The sequence below is a fragment of the Novosphingobium ginsenosidimutans genome, assembly GCF_007954425.1.
In the GTDB taxonomy this organism is placed as follows: Bacteria; Pseudomonadota; Alphaproteobacteria; order Sphingomonadales; family Sphingomonadaceae; genus Novosphingobium; species Novosphingobium ginsenosidimutans.
In genome coordinates, this window is the sequence record NZ_CP042345.1 from 1,416,359 (window position 1) to 1,431,299 (window position 14,941).

The window sequence follows — 14,941 nt, forward strand, 5'->3', positions numbered from 1 at the left end:
CTGCCCGACTTGCCTTGGGCGAATCGTATTCAAGCGGCTAACCGATTGAGGATGAGCGGAGCCGCAACCCCGATGATGGCGCAGTACCTGGCGCTGAAGGCCGAGGCCGGGGATTGCCTGCTGTTCTACCGGATGGGCGATTTCTTCGAGTTGTTCTTCGATGATGCAAAGCAGGCGGCCCAGATCCTCGATATCGCGCTGACCAGCCGGGGTGAGCACATGGGCGTGCCGATCCCGATGTGCGGTGTGCCGGTTCATTCGGCCGAAGGTTACCTTGCCCGCCTGATCAAGGCCGGCTGCCGGGTAGCGATTGCCGAACAGGTCGAGACGCCCGAGGAGGCGAAGAGGCGCGGCGGCTCAAAGGCGCTCGTCGCGCGCGACATCGTCCGGTTTGTCACTGCCGGGACCTTGACCGAGGAAGCGCTGCTCGAACCGCGCCGCGCCAATGTGCTGGCCGCGGTTTGCGAAGTGCGCGGCACCTGCGGGATCGCCGCTTGCGATATCTCGACCGGGCGGATGGCGCTTGAGGACTGCGAGCCAGGGCGGCTGGGCGCGGCGCTGGCCCGCTTGGGAGCGACGGAAATCGTGGCACCTGATGGCTGGACAGCCTGCCCGCTTGACGGAATTCCACGACCCGCGAGCACCTTTACCAGCGATGGCGGCGAGGCGCGGCTCAAGGCGGTTCACGGCGTTTCTACGCTCGATGGCTTTGGGCAGTTCTCGCGCGCCATGCTGGCGGCGGCAGGCGGCCTGATTGCCTATCTCGACCATGTCGGGCGCGGCAAGCTGCCGTTGCTGCTCCCGCCGGTTGTCCTGGGCCAGGCGGCGCACCTCGCTATGGACGAGGCGACGCGGGGCAGTCTTGAAATCCTTGTCTCTAGCCAGGGCACCCGCAAGGGCAGCCTGGTCGAGGCGCTCGATCGCTGCGTTACCGGTGCCGGTGCGCGCCAACTAGCGGAAGACCTTGCGGCACCGCTGACCGATGCGGGCACTATCGAGGCGCGGCTCGATCTGGTGCAGTGGCTCTACGATGATGCCCTGCTCCGCGGCGACCTGCGCGCCGTCTTGCGGGCTGCGCCCGATGTCGGCCGGGCACTCGGGCGGATCGTCGCCGGACGCGGCAGCCCGCGCGATCTGGGGCAGCTTCGCGATGGCCTTGCCGAAGCACGGCGCATCCACGATCACCTCCAGCACCGCCAGGATCGTCCGGCTTTGATGGACGCGCTGCTCCCGGTGCTGGCCGGTCATGGGGCGCTGGTAGACCTGTTCAGCCGCGCCCTGGTCCCCAGCCCGCCAACCGAGCGGAACCAGGGTGGCTACATTGCGGAAGGCTATGACCACGCCCTGGATGAGCTGCGCCGCATTTCTGGCGATGCCCGCCGAGCGATTGCAGCCCTTGAAGCCAAGTATCGTGACCAGACCGGCATTGCCGCGCTGAAGGTGCGGCACAACGGCGTGCTCGGCTATTTCATCGAAGTGCCGGCGGCCAAGGCTGATCCGCTGATGGCGCCCGACAGCGGCTTCACGCACCGCCAGACGATGGCGGGGGCAGTGCGCTTCAATGCGGTCGCGCTTCATGCTGAAGCCAGCCGGATCGCCGAGGCCGGGGGCCATGCTCTGGCGGCAGAGGAAGCGCACTTCGAAGAACTGGTCGGCGTTGCGGTGAAGGCCAGTCAGGCGATCGCGGCGACGGCAGCGGCACTGGCGCGGATCGATGTGGCAGCGGCACTGGCCGAACGTGCGGCCGAAGGGGGCTGGGCGCGGCCCGACGTGGTTGAAGAGGCCTGCCTCGACGTCAAGGGCGGGCGTCATCCGGTCGTCGAAGCTGCATTGGCCAGCAAGGGTGAACGGTTTGTCGCCAACGATTGCCGCCTCTTGCCGCAAGACCGGCTGTGGCTGGTTGGCGGTCCCAATATGGGCGGCAAGTCAACCTTCCTGCGGCAGAACGCGCTGATTGTCTTGCTGGCCCAGGCCGGCAGTTTCGTACCGGCCGAGGCGGCGCGGATCGGGCTGGTCGACCGCCTGTTCAGCCGCGTCGGCGCATCCGACAACCTTGCCCGTGGACGCTCGACCTTCATGGTCGAGATGGTCGAGACAGCGGCGATCCTGGCCCAGGCGACCGAGCGCAGCTTCGTGATCCTTGACGAGGTCGGGCGAGGCACCTCGACCTACGATGGGCTGGCACTGGCCTGGGCCGTGGTCGAGGCGGTGCATGGCGTCAACAAGTGCCGCTGCCTATTCGCAACCCATTACCACGAGCTCGCTCGCCTTGCCGAGAGCTGCGAGGCGCTATCGCTCCACCATGTCCGCGCGCGCGAATGGAAGGGCGACCTGGTGCTGCTGCACGAGGTGGCGGAAGGCCCGGCTGACCGGTCCTATGGCCTGGCCGTTGCCAAGCTGGCCGGGGTGCCCGCCCCGGTCGTCGCGCGCGCCAAGGCGGTGCTGGAACGGCTTGAGAAGGGACGCGCCGAGACCGGCGGGCTGGCCGCCGGTCTGGGTGACTTGCCCCTGTTCGCCGCCGCCGCCGAAGCGCGGGCCGATCTGGTCGACTCCCTGCGCGATCGTCTCAGGGGCCTCGACGTCGATGCCCTCAGCCCGCGCGAGGCGCTGGACCTGCTTTATGAACTCAAGCGCGAAGCCGGCGCCGAAGGCTGAGGGAAGGCTTCGTTAACAACCACCTGTTATTGTCCGGGGCCATGTTCGGGACCAGGATCACGACGGTCTTCCAGAGCCGCTGGAAAGCGGTGACGTGGTCGCTTGGCATTCTGGCGACTGCCTATTGCTCGATCCCGGCTGCCGATGAGGCCCCCCCGCCCGCCGCCAAGCCAGCGGCAGAGCATCACTCGCCGTGGGACAAGGATCGCTGATATGGACCGATTGTTTCGTGATTGGCGCTTTGCCCTGCTGTGGGTAGTGGGCATCAGCGCCCTGGCTGCCGCCTACTTCGCCGAGGGTGGCGGGCACGAACTCCTGCAGTCGCCGCCGCCGCCCGAACCGCAGGCAGCAGATCCTGCCTCGGTTAGTCGTTCAAATCCTGCTGAAGCTGCTGCTCCGGTTGCCGACGGCGAAGAGCAGCAGGCTTATGGCGAACCGGTGATGGATACCACCGGCTTCGAACCCAGCCCGCCTGAACCCGGGGAATCAGCTAGTCCTGCCGCCCAGGGGGCTGGCGCACCAGGTCCCGAAGAGCAGTAGCTGCCCGCGCCAGGATCGCGTCCTGTTGCCAGCGTTCAGCGGCTCGAACCAATGCTGCCTGGCCCAGCACCGTGCGACGGGCCGGATCGTCCGCCAATGCCGTGACCGCGGCGGCAAGTGCCACAGCATCACCCGCTGGCACACATATCCCGCGACCTTCGACCTCGCTGTAGAGGCCAGTTCCCGGCTCGGTTGTCGCCACCACCGGCTTGCCCGACGCCAGCATGTTGGTCAGCTTTGACGGCAGCACCAGATCGGCTGCACCGGCGATCTGTGGCAGCAGGTGCAGATCGGCCAAGGTTAGCATGGCGCCCATTCGTTTAGCCGGTTGCAGATCGTGAAACTGGACATTGGTCAAACCGGCTGCCCTTTGCTCAAGCGGTTGCCGATTTGGTCCCTCGCCGCAGATGACAAAGACAATGTCGTGCCGATGCTGGAGCAGGCGGGCCGCATCGATCAGGATCTCGATGCCCTGCTTTCGGGCGATATTGCCCGAGTAGAGCGCGACGATCCGGTTATCGAGCGACCATTGCGCGCGCAGGCCGGTGGCGCCTGCCGGATCGGGCGCAAAGCTGGCGTTCGCCCAGTTGCGCAGTTCCATTTGCCGCCGGGGTGCGACGCCTTTCTCGCCGAGCTTGGCGACCATCTGCGGGCTGATGGTCGAGACCCGGTCGGCCTGGCGCAGCACCCAGCCTTCAGCCCACAACGCGAACCTGGCCTTGCTGGTGTTCGGCCGCATCAGGCCGGTTGCGAAGGCCGCTTCGACCTCGAAGTCCTGGACATGGATCCACAGCCGCGCGCCGCACAGACAGGCGGCCAGGATTGCGGCCAGTGCGCTAAGCAGGGCCGGCGCGACGCACAACACCACCTGCGGACGATCGCGCAAGGCAATCCGGGCAGCCGGGATCAGCGCCGTGATCGCAAAGCTGATCAGATGGGCAAAGCGCCGGATCCCGACCGGGTCCTGCGGCACATAGTGGGGGCAGCGAACCAGCCTGACGCCGTTCTCTTCCGCTTCCAGCCAGCCGCCGGCATAGGCCGGATCGGCCTGCCACTGCGGGTAATAGGGCTTGCCGACAATGGCGGTGACCCGATGCCCCGACGCGACCAGGGATTCGCATAGGCCGGCCGTATAGGGCCCGATACCGACGGGCTCGGGTGCATAGTTCAGCCCGATGACCAGCAGGGAAGGCGGACCCATCGCCGTTCCTGGAAGCGCGGGATCAGTTGCGCTTGGGGACAGCGAAAGTTCCCGAGACCCGCCCGCCCGTCTGTGCCGAGCCGCGACCGTCCACACTGGAAATCCCGCTGTTGAGATCGATCACCACACGCCCGCCGTTAAGCGTGTCGTTGCCGCGCCGCAGTGCCACATTGCCCGCCAGAGTGATGACCCGGCGGTTGAAATCATAGATTGCCGCATCGCCGCGCGCGCTCTCGTTGCCGCGGTTGACCAGGACACCGCCGGTGGCGTCGATCCGCTGGATCTGCAGGCTACCCTGGTCGGTGAAAGCAACCGTCGTCCGGTCCGCCGAAAGCTGCAGCCCGCCCTGGCTGATCTTGACGTTGCCGGCGAGGACCACGCGGTCCTGCCGATCCTGCAGCTCGATCCGATCGGCGGCATAGCTGACCGGCGCGTTGCTGTCGTGCCCGCCCAGTGCCTGCGCATCCGAACGACCGATCGCGAGCAGGCCGATCGCGCCGATCGCGAAGCCGCAAAGCAGCGAGCGCAGGGCAATCCGGGTAATCGAAGCTTCGGCCATCACGGCATCCTCAACTTGCCCGGGGTCATCACCAGCCGAGCCTTGCCTTCCAGCGCAATCGTTCGCGCGTTAAGGTCAGCCACTAACCGTTCCGCCGAAAATGTACCAGCGGGGATCGCACCGTTAACCCCACCATTTCCGAGAACTCGCTGGCCTTTCAGGTCAATAGCGACGTGACCCGTGGTCATGCGGTACCCGTCGGCAGCTGTGAAGGTGACGGGTCCGTCAACGTCTACTGCCTCGCGATCGTAATCATAACGGCCACCCTTTGCAGCGAGCTCTGCCGGGCCATCCTTCATCAGCAGCCGGGCCACCAGCCCCTCCATCCGCACCACCGGATCGGCGGCCGAAACCTGGACGGCATTGGCGGCGGTGACGGTGAAGGGTCGGCCTTCGTTATCCTCGCCCCGGTACATCGCATTGGCGACCACCAGCCGGTCCTCGGTAGTCGCCACCTTGTTGCGATCGAGCAGGAAGCTGATCTCGCCGCGCGGAAACAGGGGGCCCAGCAGCATGGCGGCTGCCACCACGCCGACCGCTCCGGGTAGCCAGCGCGCCAGCACCCGGATCAGCCGGTCATGCGATCCCCCGGGCGCGGCCCATTGGCGGCGCTGGTTGCGGATCCGGTCGGCGGCTTCGGTCATGGCCTGTGTAACTCCCCAGCTCACGCTTCGTGGCTGAAGATATCCTTGTCAGGCCAGCCGGCCAGGTCGAGCCGGGCACGGTGCGGCAGGAAATCGAAGCAGGCCTGGGCCAGGTCGGTCCGCCCCTCGCGCGCCAGCCGCTCGACCAGGATCGTGTGCATGGCGTGAAGATAGCGCACGTCCGACGCGGCATAGTCCAGCTGCGCATCGCTCAGCACCGGGCCGCCCCAGTCGCTCGATTGCTGCTGCTTGGACAGTTCCTTGCCCAGCAGTTCGCGGACCAGGTCCTTCAGGCCGTGGCGGTCGGTATAGGTGCGCACCAGCTTGCTGGCGATCTTGGTGCAGAACACCGGCGTTGCCGTGACGCCCAGGTAATGCTCGATCGCCGCCAGGTCGAACCGGGCGAAGTGGAACAGCTTGATCCGTGCCGGATCGGCCAGCACCGCCTTGAGGTTGGGGGCGGCATAGTCCGACCCGGGCGAGAACCGCACCAGGTGCTCGTCACCCTGCCCGTCGGACAGCTGGACAACGCAAAGCCGGTCACGCGGGGTGATCAGGCCCATGGTCTCGGTATCGACCGCGATCGGGCCGGGCGCAAAGACATCGCCGGGGAGGTCTTCTTCGTGGAGATGGACAGCCATATGCCATGGTGCTTAGGCCGATTGCCGCAGCGATGAAAGCCCCCGGAACAAGCGAGGCAGCGATGGCGAATGGCGATGCAGTCCCCGAAAGCTGGCGTGCGGTGCTCGATCCGGTCCTGGCCAGCCCGAAGTCACGCCAGCTCGGCGGCTTCCTGAAGGCCGAGGAAGCGGCAGGAAAGGCGATCTATCCGCCGCGCGGAACCCGCCTCGCCGCGCTCGAGCTGACGCCGCTGGACACCGTGAAGGTCGTGATCCTGGGGCAGGATCCCTACCACGGCCCCGGCCAAGCCCACGGCCTGTCGTTCTCGGTACAGGACGGGGTGAAGGTGCCGCCCAGCCTGGTCAACATCTACAAGGAACTGGCGAGCGACCTGGGCCTTGCCGTGCCCCGACACGGCAACCTGACCCACTGGGCGCGGCAGGGCGTGCTGCTGCTCAATGCCGCGCTGACGGTGGAGGACGGCCAGCCAGCCTCGCACCAGGGGCGCGGGTGGGAAGAGATCACCGACGCCGTGGTCGCCGCCGTTGCCGCCAAGGCTGACCCTTGCGTCTTCCTGCTGTGGGGCAGCCATGCCCAGCGCAAGGCGCAGTCGGTGCCGGGACTGATGCAGAGCCATCACCTGGTGCTGACCGCCCCGCATCCCAGCCCGCTCTCGGCCCACCGCGGCTTCCTGGGGTGCCGGCACTTCAGCCAGGCCAATGCCTTCCTAGACGCCAAGGGCCGGGGCGGGGTGGACTGGGCGCTCTGACTGCGCACCTGCGTTACGCTCAAGTTGACACAGTTGACACTGAGTCCGCTTCTTCCAACAAGTCGAAACTGGCGGAATCGCTGCGCTTTCGGGCATCTTCGCGGCGAATGCGGATGCTGGGAAAATAAAAAAGCGACAGCGGGGCGCAGCGAGTCATTGCGCTGACCGGCAAACGGTGAGGATCAACGATTGGAAAGAGCTGTCGCGCTTCTATCAGGCGGCGGCGGTGTAGGAAAATGCAGAGCGCGAATAGGCCTGTGCGACCCCATTCCCATTGTCGTCACCCCGGACTTGTTCCGGGGCCGGGCTTTCTCCTTGCGGTCATGCGCCGCATCTCAAAAACAAGCCTAGCCCCGCATCAAGTGCGGGGCGACGGGGGTTGTTCGCTCCAACACTTTTCGAGGGACAACAAGCTAGCGTCGATCCAGCCACCCACCGATGAACCGATATTGCCATCAAACTCGATTCGACCATCCGTGCTGGGGACAGCAAGCCGATAAATCGTGCCGTCCAGTGTTACAGTCTGCTTTCCGTTGCTGCTCGGAGAGTGGATCGACGGAATGCGGATATTTTCCATTCCTTCAACTGCAGGCCTGACTTCGGCGCAAGTTCGACTGTCAGCCCAAGAGGTTTTTGTCGTGTGAGCGGTGGTCACTGTACGGCGCATCCAGTACTCAAGCTGACCTGTTTCGCGATTGAGTCCGAGCGTTCCGATCTCGACGGTTTCTTCGAAGGCGCGCAACTGCGGATCACGGGAGAATGTGGCCCAAGCGGGACCAAGAGACGCTGAGGTCGGAGCGGCAGACAGTAATGCGTACAGGATCAACACAACATGTTGATATGACTGCCTCCCGTGAGGCGCAAGTCAGTTCCCCAGCCGCCGCGCCATCCCCTGCGCCAGCAGCAGTCCCAGGTTCGGCCCCTGCTCGGGATAGAGGTAGGGCTCGATCAGTTCGGCCTCGATCACGGCCAGTCGGCCATCCTCCAGCCGAACCATGTCGATCCGTGCATAGAGCGGCGGCTGGTCGAAGGGCAGCAGCGCCATGATCGCCTCGGCGGCGGCGCGGTCCGCCGGGGCTGGCTCAAGCGGCGTCTCGGTGCCGCCATAGAGCGACTGGATGCGGTAATCGCCGCCAGTCGCCTGCTTGAGCAGCGTATGGCTGAGCGCGCCGTCGACGAAGATGAAGCTCAGCTCGCCTTCGCGCTGGATCGCGGGGAGGAAGGGCTGGATCATCGCCGCCTGGTCGAGTGACCACTCGGCCAGCGGCGGATTGCTGCGTGAGAAGCTGTCCTGCCCGATCGCGCCCGCGCCGACCCGGCGCTTTACCACCACCCGATCGGTGCCAAAGTGGTCGAAGGCGGCCAGCACGTCGGCGGGATCAGCCCGCTCGGGCCAGAGCGTCGGGATGGTCACCGCGCCGCGCTCTGCCAATTCCTTGAGGTAAAGCTTGTCGGCGTTCCAGCGGACGACGGCTAGCGGATTGCAGACCGTCACCCCGGCTGCTTCCAGCTCCCCGAGCCGCGCCAGGAACTCGTCCTTGGCGTCGGTATAGTCCCACGGCGTGCCGAGGATGGCGAGATCGAATTGCGCGAGGTCATCGAGCGGCGCGCGCCAGTCGATGTCGGTTACGGTTCCGGAGGAGGCCACTCCGGCACGCACGGCATCCAGATAGAGGTCATGCTCAAAGGCATCGGGACGGCGGGTGGGCGAACCGGGCAGGGTCGCGGGGCAGGCCAGGAATGCGATCTTCATCGCGGCCGGTTAGGCGGCGAGAGCCGACTTGGGAAGAGGCTGCCGCCTCAGCGCGGCAGTTCGCTTACCCCCATCAGCGCCTCGTCGACCGCGCGGGCGGCCTGGCGGCCTTCGCGGATCGCCCAGACGACCAGGCTCTGGCCGCGGCGCATATCGCCGCAGGCAAATATCTGCGGATCGCTGGTGCGATAGTCGATCACGTTGGCAGCGACATTGCCGCGCCCGTCGAGCTCGACTCCGGCCTGGTCAAGCAGGCCCTGCTTGCGCGGGCCGACAAAGCCCATGGCGAGCAGGATCAGGTCAGCCTTGAGCACGAATTCGCTGCCGGCGATCTCCTGCATCTGGCCGCCGACCCATTCGACCCGGACGCATTCGAGGCCGGTCACGTCGTTTTCGCCGATCACGCGCTTGGTCAGGACCGACCAGTCGCGTTCAACGCCTTCTTCGTGGCTGGTCGAGGTGCGCAGCTTGAGCGGCCAGTCGGGCCAGGTCAGCGCCTTGTCTTCCTTTTCGGGCGGCTTGGGCATGATCTCAAGCTGGGTGACCGAGGCCGCGCCCTGGCGGTTCGAGGTGCCGACGCAGTCAGACCCGGTATCGCCGCCGCCAATCACGATCACGTGCTTGCCGGTTGCGGTCAGGGTGCCGCGCGGGGCGGCGCGCAACTCGTCGTCGCCGGCGACGCGCTTGTTCTGCTGGGTCAGGAATTCCATGGCGAGGCGCACACCGGGTAGTTCGGCCCCGGGGATTTCCAGCCGGCGCGGTTCCTCGGCCCCGCCCGAGAGGACAATCGCGTCGAAGTTTTCCTTCAAGGACTCGATCGAGACGTGGACGCCCACTTCGGTCGAGGTGCGGAAGCTGACACCTTCCGCTTCCATCTGGACCAGGCGCCGGTTGATCAGGTGCTTTTCCATCTTGAAGTCGGGGATGCCATAGCGGAGCAGGCCGCCGGCGCGGTCGTTCTTTTCGAACACAGTCACCGAATGGCCGGCGCGGGCGAGCTGCTGTGCAGCCGCCATACCGGCCGGGCCGGAGCCGACCACGGCGACGGTCTTGCCGGTGCGCTTGGCCGGGACTTGCGGGTGGATCCAGCCGTTCTCCCAGCCCTTGTCGACGATCGCGCATTCGATGCTCTTGATCGTGACCGGCTGGTCAATGATGTTCAGCGTGCAGCTCGCCTCGCAGGGCGCAGGGCAGATGCGGCCGGTGAATTCCGGGAAGTTGTTGGTCGAATGCAGTACTTCCAGCGCATTCTGCCAGTCTCCCTCATAGACCAGGTGGTTCCAGTCCGGGATGATGTTGTTCACCGGGCAGCCGTTGTGACAGTACGGAATCCCGCAGTTCATGCAGCGCGAAGCCTGCGCCTTCAGCGCCGGTTCGGGATGCGGGATCACGAATTCCTTGTAGTGGTTCAACCGCTCCTTCGGATCGGCATAGGTGCGATCCTGGCGGTCCAGCTCGAGAAAGCCTGTTTCCTTGCCCATCGTCGCTATCCTTATTCCGCCGCCACCGAGGCGGCTTCGAGCCGTTCGGCCTCGAGTTGCTTCAGTGCTCGCGCGTAGTCCTTGGGCATTACCTTGACGAACTTGCCGAGCGAATTGCCCCAGTCATCGAGCAGGGCGCGGGCGCGCTTGCTGCCGGTGTGGAGGTGGTGTCGCTCAAGCAGTATGCGCAGGCGTTCGGCATCGTGGCGCAGCATGTCGCCCATGCCGAAGTCCTCGACCGAGCGCGGGCGCTGTTGCGGGCGGCCCGCGCCCCCAAGGTCATCGGCATCCTCGTCGCGTTCGGCCGAAATCGGCAGCAGGTCGACCTGAGCCGGGTTGCACAGCTGCGCAAACTCGCCGCGCTCGTCATAGACATAGGCGATTCCGCCCGACATGCCCGCGGCAAAGTTGCGGCCGGTGCGGCCGAGCACGACGACCACGCCGCCGGTCATGTATTCGCAGCCGTGATCGCCGGTCCCTTCGACCACCGCGATGGCGCCCGAATTGCGCACGGCGAAACGTTCGCCAGCGACGCCGTTGAAGTAGGCTTCACCCGCAATCGCGCCATAGAGCACGGTGTTACCGACGATGATGTTCTGGCTCGCCTCGCGGTCGACGTGGGCGGGCTGGCGCACAATCACCCGGCCGCCTGACAGGCCCTTGCCGACATAGTCGTTGGCATCTCCGGTCAGGTCGAGCGTCACGCCGTGGGCCAGGAAGGCGCCAAAGCTCTGCCCGGCCACGCCGGTCAGGCGGATGGCAATGGTGTTGTCCGGCAGGCCGGCATGGCCGAAACGCTTGGCCACTTCGCCCGACAGCATCGCACCGACCGTGCGGTTGACGTTGATCACCTTGCGCTCGATCACCACCGGCTGCTTCTTGTCGAGCGCATCGGCGGCGGCTGCGATCAGATCATTGTCGAGCGCCTTTTCAAGACCGTGGTCCTGGGTGCCCGACCAGCCGAGCGACGGGCTGTCACCCAGCGGTACCTGGTGCAGGATCCGGCTGAGGTCGACACCCTTGGCCTTCCAGTGATCGATCGCCTGCTTCATGTCGAGCCGGTCCACCCGGCCGACCATTTCGGCAATCGTCCGGAAGCCCATCTCGGCCATGATCGCGCGCAGTTCTTCGGCGACGAAGAAGAAGTAGTTGATCACGTGTTCCGGCTGGCCGGTGAAGCGCGCGCGCAGCACCGGGTCTTGCGTCGCGACGCCAACCGGGCAGGTGTTGAGGTGGCATTTCCTCATCATGATGCAACCGGCCGCGATCAGCGGCGCGGTGGCAAAGCCGAATTCGTCCGCGCCGAGCAGCGCGGCCACGGCCACATCGCGCCCGGTGCGCAGGCCGCCATCGGCCTGGACCGCAATGCGGCTGCGCAGGTTGTTGAGGATCAGCGTTTGCTGGGTTTCGGCCAAGCCGATTTCCCACGGGCTGCCCGCATGAGTCAGCGAGGTCAGCGGCGAAGCCCCGGTGCCGCCTTCATAGCCCGAGATCGTCACATGGTCAGCCCGGGCCTTGGAAACGCCCGCCGCGACCGTGCCGACGCCGACCTCGGAGACCAGCTTGACCGAGATCCGCGCGCCGCCGTTGACGTTCTTCAGGTCGTGGATCAGCTGGGCCAGATCCTCGATCGAATAGATGTCATGGTGCGGCGGCGGCGAGATCAGGCCGACGCCGGGGGTCGAGTGGCGGGTCTTGCCGATCACCTTGTCGACCTTGTGGCCGGGCAGCTGGCCGCCTTCGCCGGGCTTTGCGCCCTGGGCCATCTTGATCTGGATGTCGTCGGCGTTGACCAGGTATTCGGTGGTCACACCGAAGCGGCCCGAGGCGACCTGCTTGATTGCCGAGCGCATTGAGTCGCCATTTGCCAGCGGCTTGAAGCGGTCCGGTTCCTCGCCGCCTTCGCCGGTGTTCGACTTGCCGCCGATCCGGTTCATGGCCACGGCCAGGGTGGTATGTGCCTCGCGGCTGATTGAGCCGAAGCTCATCGCCCCGGTGGCGAAACGCTTGACGATTTCGCTGGCCGGTTCGACTTCCGAGATGTCGAGTGGCTTGTCGGCCTTCTTGAACTCCATCAGCCCGCGGATCGTCAGCATCCGGGTCGACTGATCGTTGATGGTCTGGGCGAACTCGCGGTACTTTTCTGACACATTGCCGCGCACCGCGTGCTGCAGGGCGGCGATGTTCTGTGCAGTCCAGGCGTGTTCCTCGCCGCGCAGGCGCAGGCCATACATCCCGCCCACGTCGAGCATGTTCTTGTATATCGGGTTGTCGCCATAGGCCGTGGCGTGACGCCGCACGGTTTCCTCGGCCACTTCGGCCAGACCAATGCCCTCGATCGTGGTGGCGGTGCCGGTGAAATACTTCTCGATGAACGCGCTCGACAGGCCAACCGCATCGAAGATCTGCGCGCCGCAGTAGGACTGGTAGGTCGAGATGCCCATCTTGGACATGACCTTGAGGATGCCCTTGCCGACCGCCTTGATGTAGTTCTTCTGCACCGTCTTGGCATCAAGCGGCATGTCCTTGCGGATGCGCAGCTCTTCCAGCGTTTCGAAGGCGACATAAGGATTGATCGCTTCCGCCCCGTAGCCCGCCAGCACGCAGAAGTGGTGCACTTCGCGCGCTTCGCCGGTTTCGACGACCAGGCCGGTCTGCATCCGCAGGCCCTGGCGGACGAGGTGGTGGTGGACCGCGGCCGTCGCCAGCAGCGCCGGCATCGGGATACGGTCCGGACCCTGGGCGCGGTCGGACAGGATCAGGATGTTCTTGTCCTGCAGCACGGCCTCGGTTGCGGCCCAGCACATTTCCTTAATCGCCATTTCAAGCCCGGCGGCCCCGGTGCTGGCGTCCCAGGTGATGTCGATCGTCTCGGTGCGGAAGGCACCGTCAAGCGCTGCCTCGACCGAGCGGATCTTGGCGACTTCTTCGTTGGTCAGGATCGGCTGGTCGACTTCGAGACGCTTGTGCGTCCCGGCTTCCATGCCCAGCAGGTTGGGGCGCGGGCCGATCATGGAGACCAGGCTCATCACCAGTTCCTCGCGGATCGGGTCGATCGGCGGGTTGGTGACCTGGGCAAAGTTCTGCTTGAAGTAATCGTAGAGCAGCCGCGAGCGGTTGGAGAGCACCGCGATCGGCGTATCCGTGCCCATCGAGCCGAGCGGATCGTCGGCATTCTGGGCCATCGGCTCGAGGAAGCGCGACAGGTCTTCCTGGGTATAGCCAAAGGCCTGCTGGCGATCGAGCAGCGAGGTCGTTTCCTGCGGCAGCGCGGCCAGTTCCGGCTCGACCACTTCGAGGTCCTTGAGCTTGTACTGCGCAGATTGCAGCCAGTCCTCATAAGGCTCGGCAGCGGCGAGCGAGGCCTTGAGTTCCTCGTCCTCGATGATCCGGCCCTGGTCGAAATCGATCAGCAGCATGCGGCCCGGCTGGAGCCGCCACTTGCGGACGATATTGTCTTCCTTGATCGGCAGCACGCCGCTTTCCGACGCCATGACCACGATATCGTCATCGGTAACCAGGAAGCGGGCCGGGCGCAGCCCGTTGCGGTCGAGCGTTGCGCCGATCTGGCGGCCGTCGGTAAAGGCCACGGCGGCCGGGCCATCCCACGGCTCCATCAGCGCGGCGTGGTATTCGTAGAAAGCGCGGCGCTTGGCATCCATCAGGGGATTGCCGGCCCAGGCCTCGGGGATCAGCATCATCACCGCATGGGCCAGGCTGTAGCCGCCTGCGAGCAGCAACTCGAGCGCGTTGTCGAGGCAGGCAGTGTCCGACTGGCCGTGCGGGATCAGCGGCCACATCTTGTCGAGGTCCGCGCCCAGCAGCTCGCTTTCCATCGTGCGGCGGCGGGCGTTCATCCAGTTGACGTTGCCGCGCACGGTGTTGATTTCGCCGTTGTGGGCGATGAAGCGATAGGGGTGCGCCAGCTTCCAGCTCGGGAAGGTGTTGGTGCTGAAGCGCTGGTGGACCAGCCCCAGCGCCGAAACGCAGTCCGGATCGCGCAGGTCATCGTAAAAGCTGCCAACCTGGGTGGCCAGCAGCAGGCCCTTGTAGACCACGGTGCGGCTGGAGAAGCTGGGCATATAGAGATCGGCGATCCCCGGCATCCCGTGCTTTTCGGCCAGCGCCGCCAGCGGGTTCTGGGTCTGCTTGCGGATCGCCAGGATCTTGCGCTCGAACGCGTCCTGATCGGGGCAATTCTCGCCGCGCGCAACGAAGCACTGGCGGATCACCGGCATCTGCTCGCGCACGGTCTTGCCCAGGCCTTCGGTCGTTACCGGCACGTCGCGCCAGCCGATCAGGCGCTGGCCTTCCTTGGCGATGAACTTTTCAAAGGTGCCGACGATGAAATCGCGGCTGGCCTGGTCCTGCGGCAGGAAGCACATGGCCACGGCATAGTCACCGGCGGCCGGCAGCTTCAGACCTTCCTGGTCAGCCCACTTGCGGAACAGCGCATCCGGCGTCTGAATCAGAATCCCGGCGCCATCGCCCAGCAGCGGATCGGCGCCAACGGCACCGCGATGGTCGAGATTTTTCAGAATCTCGAGCGCCTGGGTCACGATCGCATGGCTTTTGGCACCCTTGATATGGGCGACAAAGCCCACGCCACAGGCGTCATGCTCATTGCGCGGATCGTAGAGGCCCTGCGGCGCCGGATAACCCATCGAAAACCCATCCTGTCGTCACCCGGAAGCCCGCGATTCGCGCCTGGAATGGCG

General features: G+C 65.7%; 12 protein-coding genes. 4 read left to right on the forward strand and 8 right to left on the reverse strand.

Annotated elements, in window-relative coordinates:
* Nucleotides 1–51 precede the first annotated feature (51 nt).
* From mutS to FRF71_RS07165, 3 genes are read left to right on the forward strand one after another with little or no spacing between them, the layout of a single operon-like run.
* A complete protein-coding gene (gene mutS, locus FRF71_RS07160; protein ID WP_238339490.1) occupies nt 52–2,655 on the forward strand; it encodes a DNA mismatch repair protein MutS in 2,604 nt (867 codons plus the stop codon).
* 41 nt (nt 2,656–2,696) lie between these two features.
* Nucleotides 2,697–2,867 carry a hypothetical protein gene (locus tag FRF71_RS15435; protein ID WP_161597900.1) on the forward strand — a complete coding sequence of 57 codons (171 nt, stop codon included), beginning with the start codon at nt 2,697–2,699 and terminating at the stop codon, nt 2,865–2,867.
* Nucleotide 2,868: 1 nt separating this feature from the next.
* Nucleotides 2,869–3,195 (forward strand): hypothetical protein, encoded by a 327-nt coding sequence (locus tag FRF71_RS07165; RefSeq protein ID WP_147089964.1) that lies wholly within the window; start codon nt 2,869–2,871, stop codon nt 3,193–3,195.
* Here the strand turns inward: FRF71_RS07165 and FRF71_RS07170 are convergent.
* The 4 genes from FRF71_RS07170 to FRF71_RS07185 are packed head-to-tail and all read right to left on the reverse strand — an operon-like array spanning nt 3,146 to nt 6,240.
* On the reverse strand, nt 3,146–4,396 hold the full coding sequence (locus tag FRF71_RS07170) for a WcaI family glycosyltransferase (protein ID WP_147089965.1): 1,251 nt from the start codon (nt 4,394–4,396) through the stop codon (nt 3,146–3,148). The genes FRF71_RS07165 and FRF71_RS07170 overlap by 50 nt on opposite strands.
* A gap of 22 nt (nt 4,397–4,418) precedes the next feature.
* Entirely contained in the window at nt 4,419–4,955 is a 537-nt protein-coding gene (locus FRF71_RS07175; RefSeq protein ID WP_147089966.1) for an LptA/OstA family protein, read from the reverse strand.
* Nucleotides 4,955–5,599 (reverse strand): LPS export ABC transporter periplasmic protein LptC, encoded by a 645-nt coding sequence (lptC, locus tag FRF71_RS07180; protein ID WP_147089967.1) that lies wholly within the window; start codon nt 5,597–5,599, stop codon nt 4,955–4,957. Before lptC ends, FRF71_RS07175 begins: the two co-directional genes overlap by 1 nt.
* 20 nt (nt 5,600–5,619) lie before the next feature.
* Nucleotides 5,620–6,240, reverse strand: a complete 621-nt coding sequence (locus FRF71_RS07185; RefSeq protein WP_147089968.1) for a ribonuclease D — start codon at nt 6,238–6,240, stop codon at nt 5,620–5,622.
* Nucleotides 6,241–6,272: 32 nt separating this feature from the next.
* Between FRF71_RS07185 and FRF71_RS07190 the strand changes: the two genes are divergently transcribed.
* Nucleotides 6,273–6,989 (forward strand): uracil-DNA glycosylase, encoded by a 717-nt coding sequence (locus tag FRF71_RS07190; RefSeq protein ID WP_238339492.1) that lies wholly within the window; start codon nt 6,273–6,275, stop codon nt 6,987–6,989.
* A 358-nt stretch (nt 6,990–7,347) separates the two neighbouring features.
* Here the strand turns inward: FRF71_RS07190 and FRF71_RS07195 are convergent, their stop codons facing one another.
* Genes FRF71_RS07195 through gltB form a run of 4 tightly spaced genes read right to left on the reverse strand, consistent with a single transcriptional unit; the run spans nt 7,348 to nt 14,887 of the window.
* On the reverse strand, nt 7,348–7,818 hold the full coding sequence (locus FRF71_RS07195) for a hypothetical protein (RefSeq protein WP_147089969.1): 471 nt from the start codon (nt 7,816–7,818) through the stop codon (nt 7,348–7,350).
* 36 nt (nt 7,819–7,854) lie between these two features.
* Nucleotides 7,855–8,742 carry an ATP-grasp domain-containing protein gene (locus FRF71_RS07200; protein ID WP_147089970.1) on the reverse strand — a complete coding sequence of 296 codons (888 nt, stop codon included), beginning with the start codon at nt 8,740–8,742 and terminating at the stop codon, nt 7,855–7,857.
* Between the two features lie 47 nt (nt 8,743–8,789).
* Complete coding sequence (locus FRF71_RS07205; protein WP_147089971.1) at nt 8,790–10,223, reverse strand: glutamate synthase subunit beta; 1,434 nt, start codon at nt 10,221–10,223, stop codon at nt 8,790–8,792.
* A gap of 11 nt (nt 10,224–10,234) precedes the next feature.
* Nucleotides 10,235–14,887, reverse strand: a complete 4,653-nt coding sequence (gene gltB, locus FRF71_RS07210) for a glutamate synthase large subunit (protein ID WP_147089972.1) — start codon at nt 14,885–14,887, stop codon at nt 10,235–10,237.
* Nucleotides 14,888–14,941: the final 54 nt, after the last annotated feature.

What these genes read in the sequence shown, in the direction of transcription:
- mutS (WP_238339490.1), top strand. Translation starts at nt 52, where the DNA reads ATGAGCGGAGCCGCAACCCCGATGATGGCGCAGTACCTGGCGCTGAAG.
- FRF71_RS15435 (WP_161597900.1), top strand. Translation starts at nt 2,697, where the DNA reads ATGTTCGGGACCAGGATCACGACGGTCTTCCAGAGCCGCTGGAAAGCG.
- FRF71_RS07165 (WP_147089964.1), top strand. Translation starts at nt 2,869, where the DNA reads ATGGACCGATTGTTTCGTGATTGGCGCTTTGCCCTGCTGTGGGTAGTG.
- FRF71_RS07170 (WP_147089965.1), bottom strand. Translation starts at nt 4,396, where the DNA reads ATGGGTCCGCCTTCCCTGCTGGTCATCGGGCTGAACTATGCACCCGAG.
- FRF71_RS07175 (WP_147089966.1), bottom strand. Translation starts at nt 4,955, where the DNA reads ATGGCCGAAGCTTCGATTACCCGGATTGCCCTGCGCTCGCTGCTTTGC.
- lptC (WP_147089967.1), bottom strand. Translation starts at nt 5,599, where the DNA reads ATGACCGAAGCCGCCGACCGGATCCGCAACCAGCGCCGCCAATGGGCC.
- FRF71_RS07185 (WP_147089968.1), bottom strand. Translation starts at nt 6,240, where the DNA reads ATGGCTGTCCATCTCCACGAAGAAGACCTCCCCGGCGATGTCTTTGCG.
- FRF71_RS07190 (WP_238339492.1), top strand. Translation starts at nt 6,273, where the DNA reads ATGAAAGCCCCCGGAACAAGCGAGGCAGCGATGGCGAATGGCGATGCA.
- FRF71_RS07200 (WP_147089970.1), bottom strand. Translation starts at nt 8,742, where the DNA reads ATGAAGATCGCATTCCTGGCCTGCCCCGCGACCCTGCCCGGTTCGCCC.
- FRF71_RS07205 (WP_147089971.1), bottom strand. Translation starts at nt 10,223, where the DNA reads ATGGGCAAGGAAACAGGCTTTCTCGAGCTGGACCGCCAGGATCGCACC.
- gltB (WP_147089972.1), bottom strand. Translation starts at nt 14,887, where the DNA reads ATGGGTTATCCGGCGCCGCAGGGCCTCTACGATCCGCGCAATGAGCAT.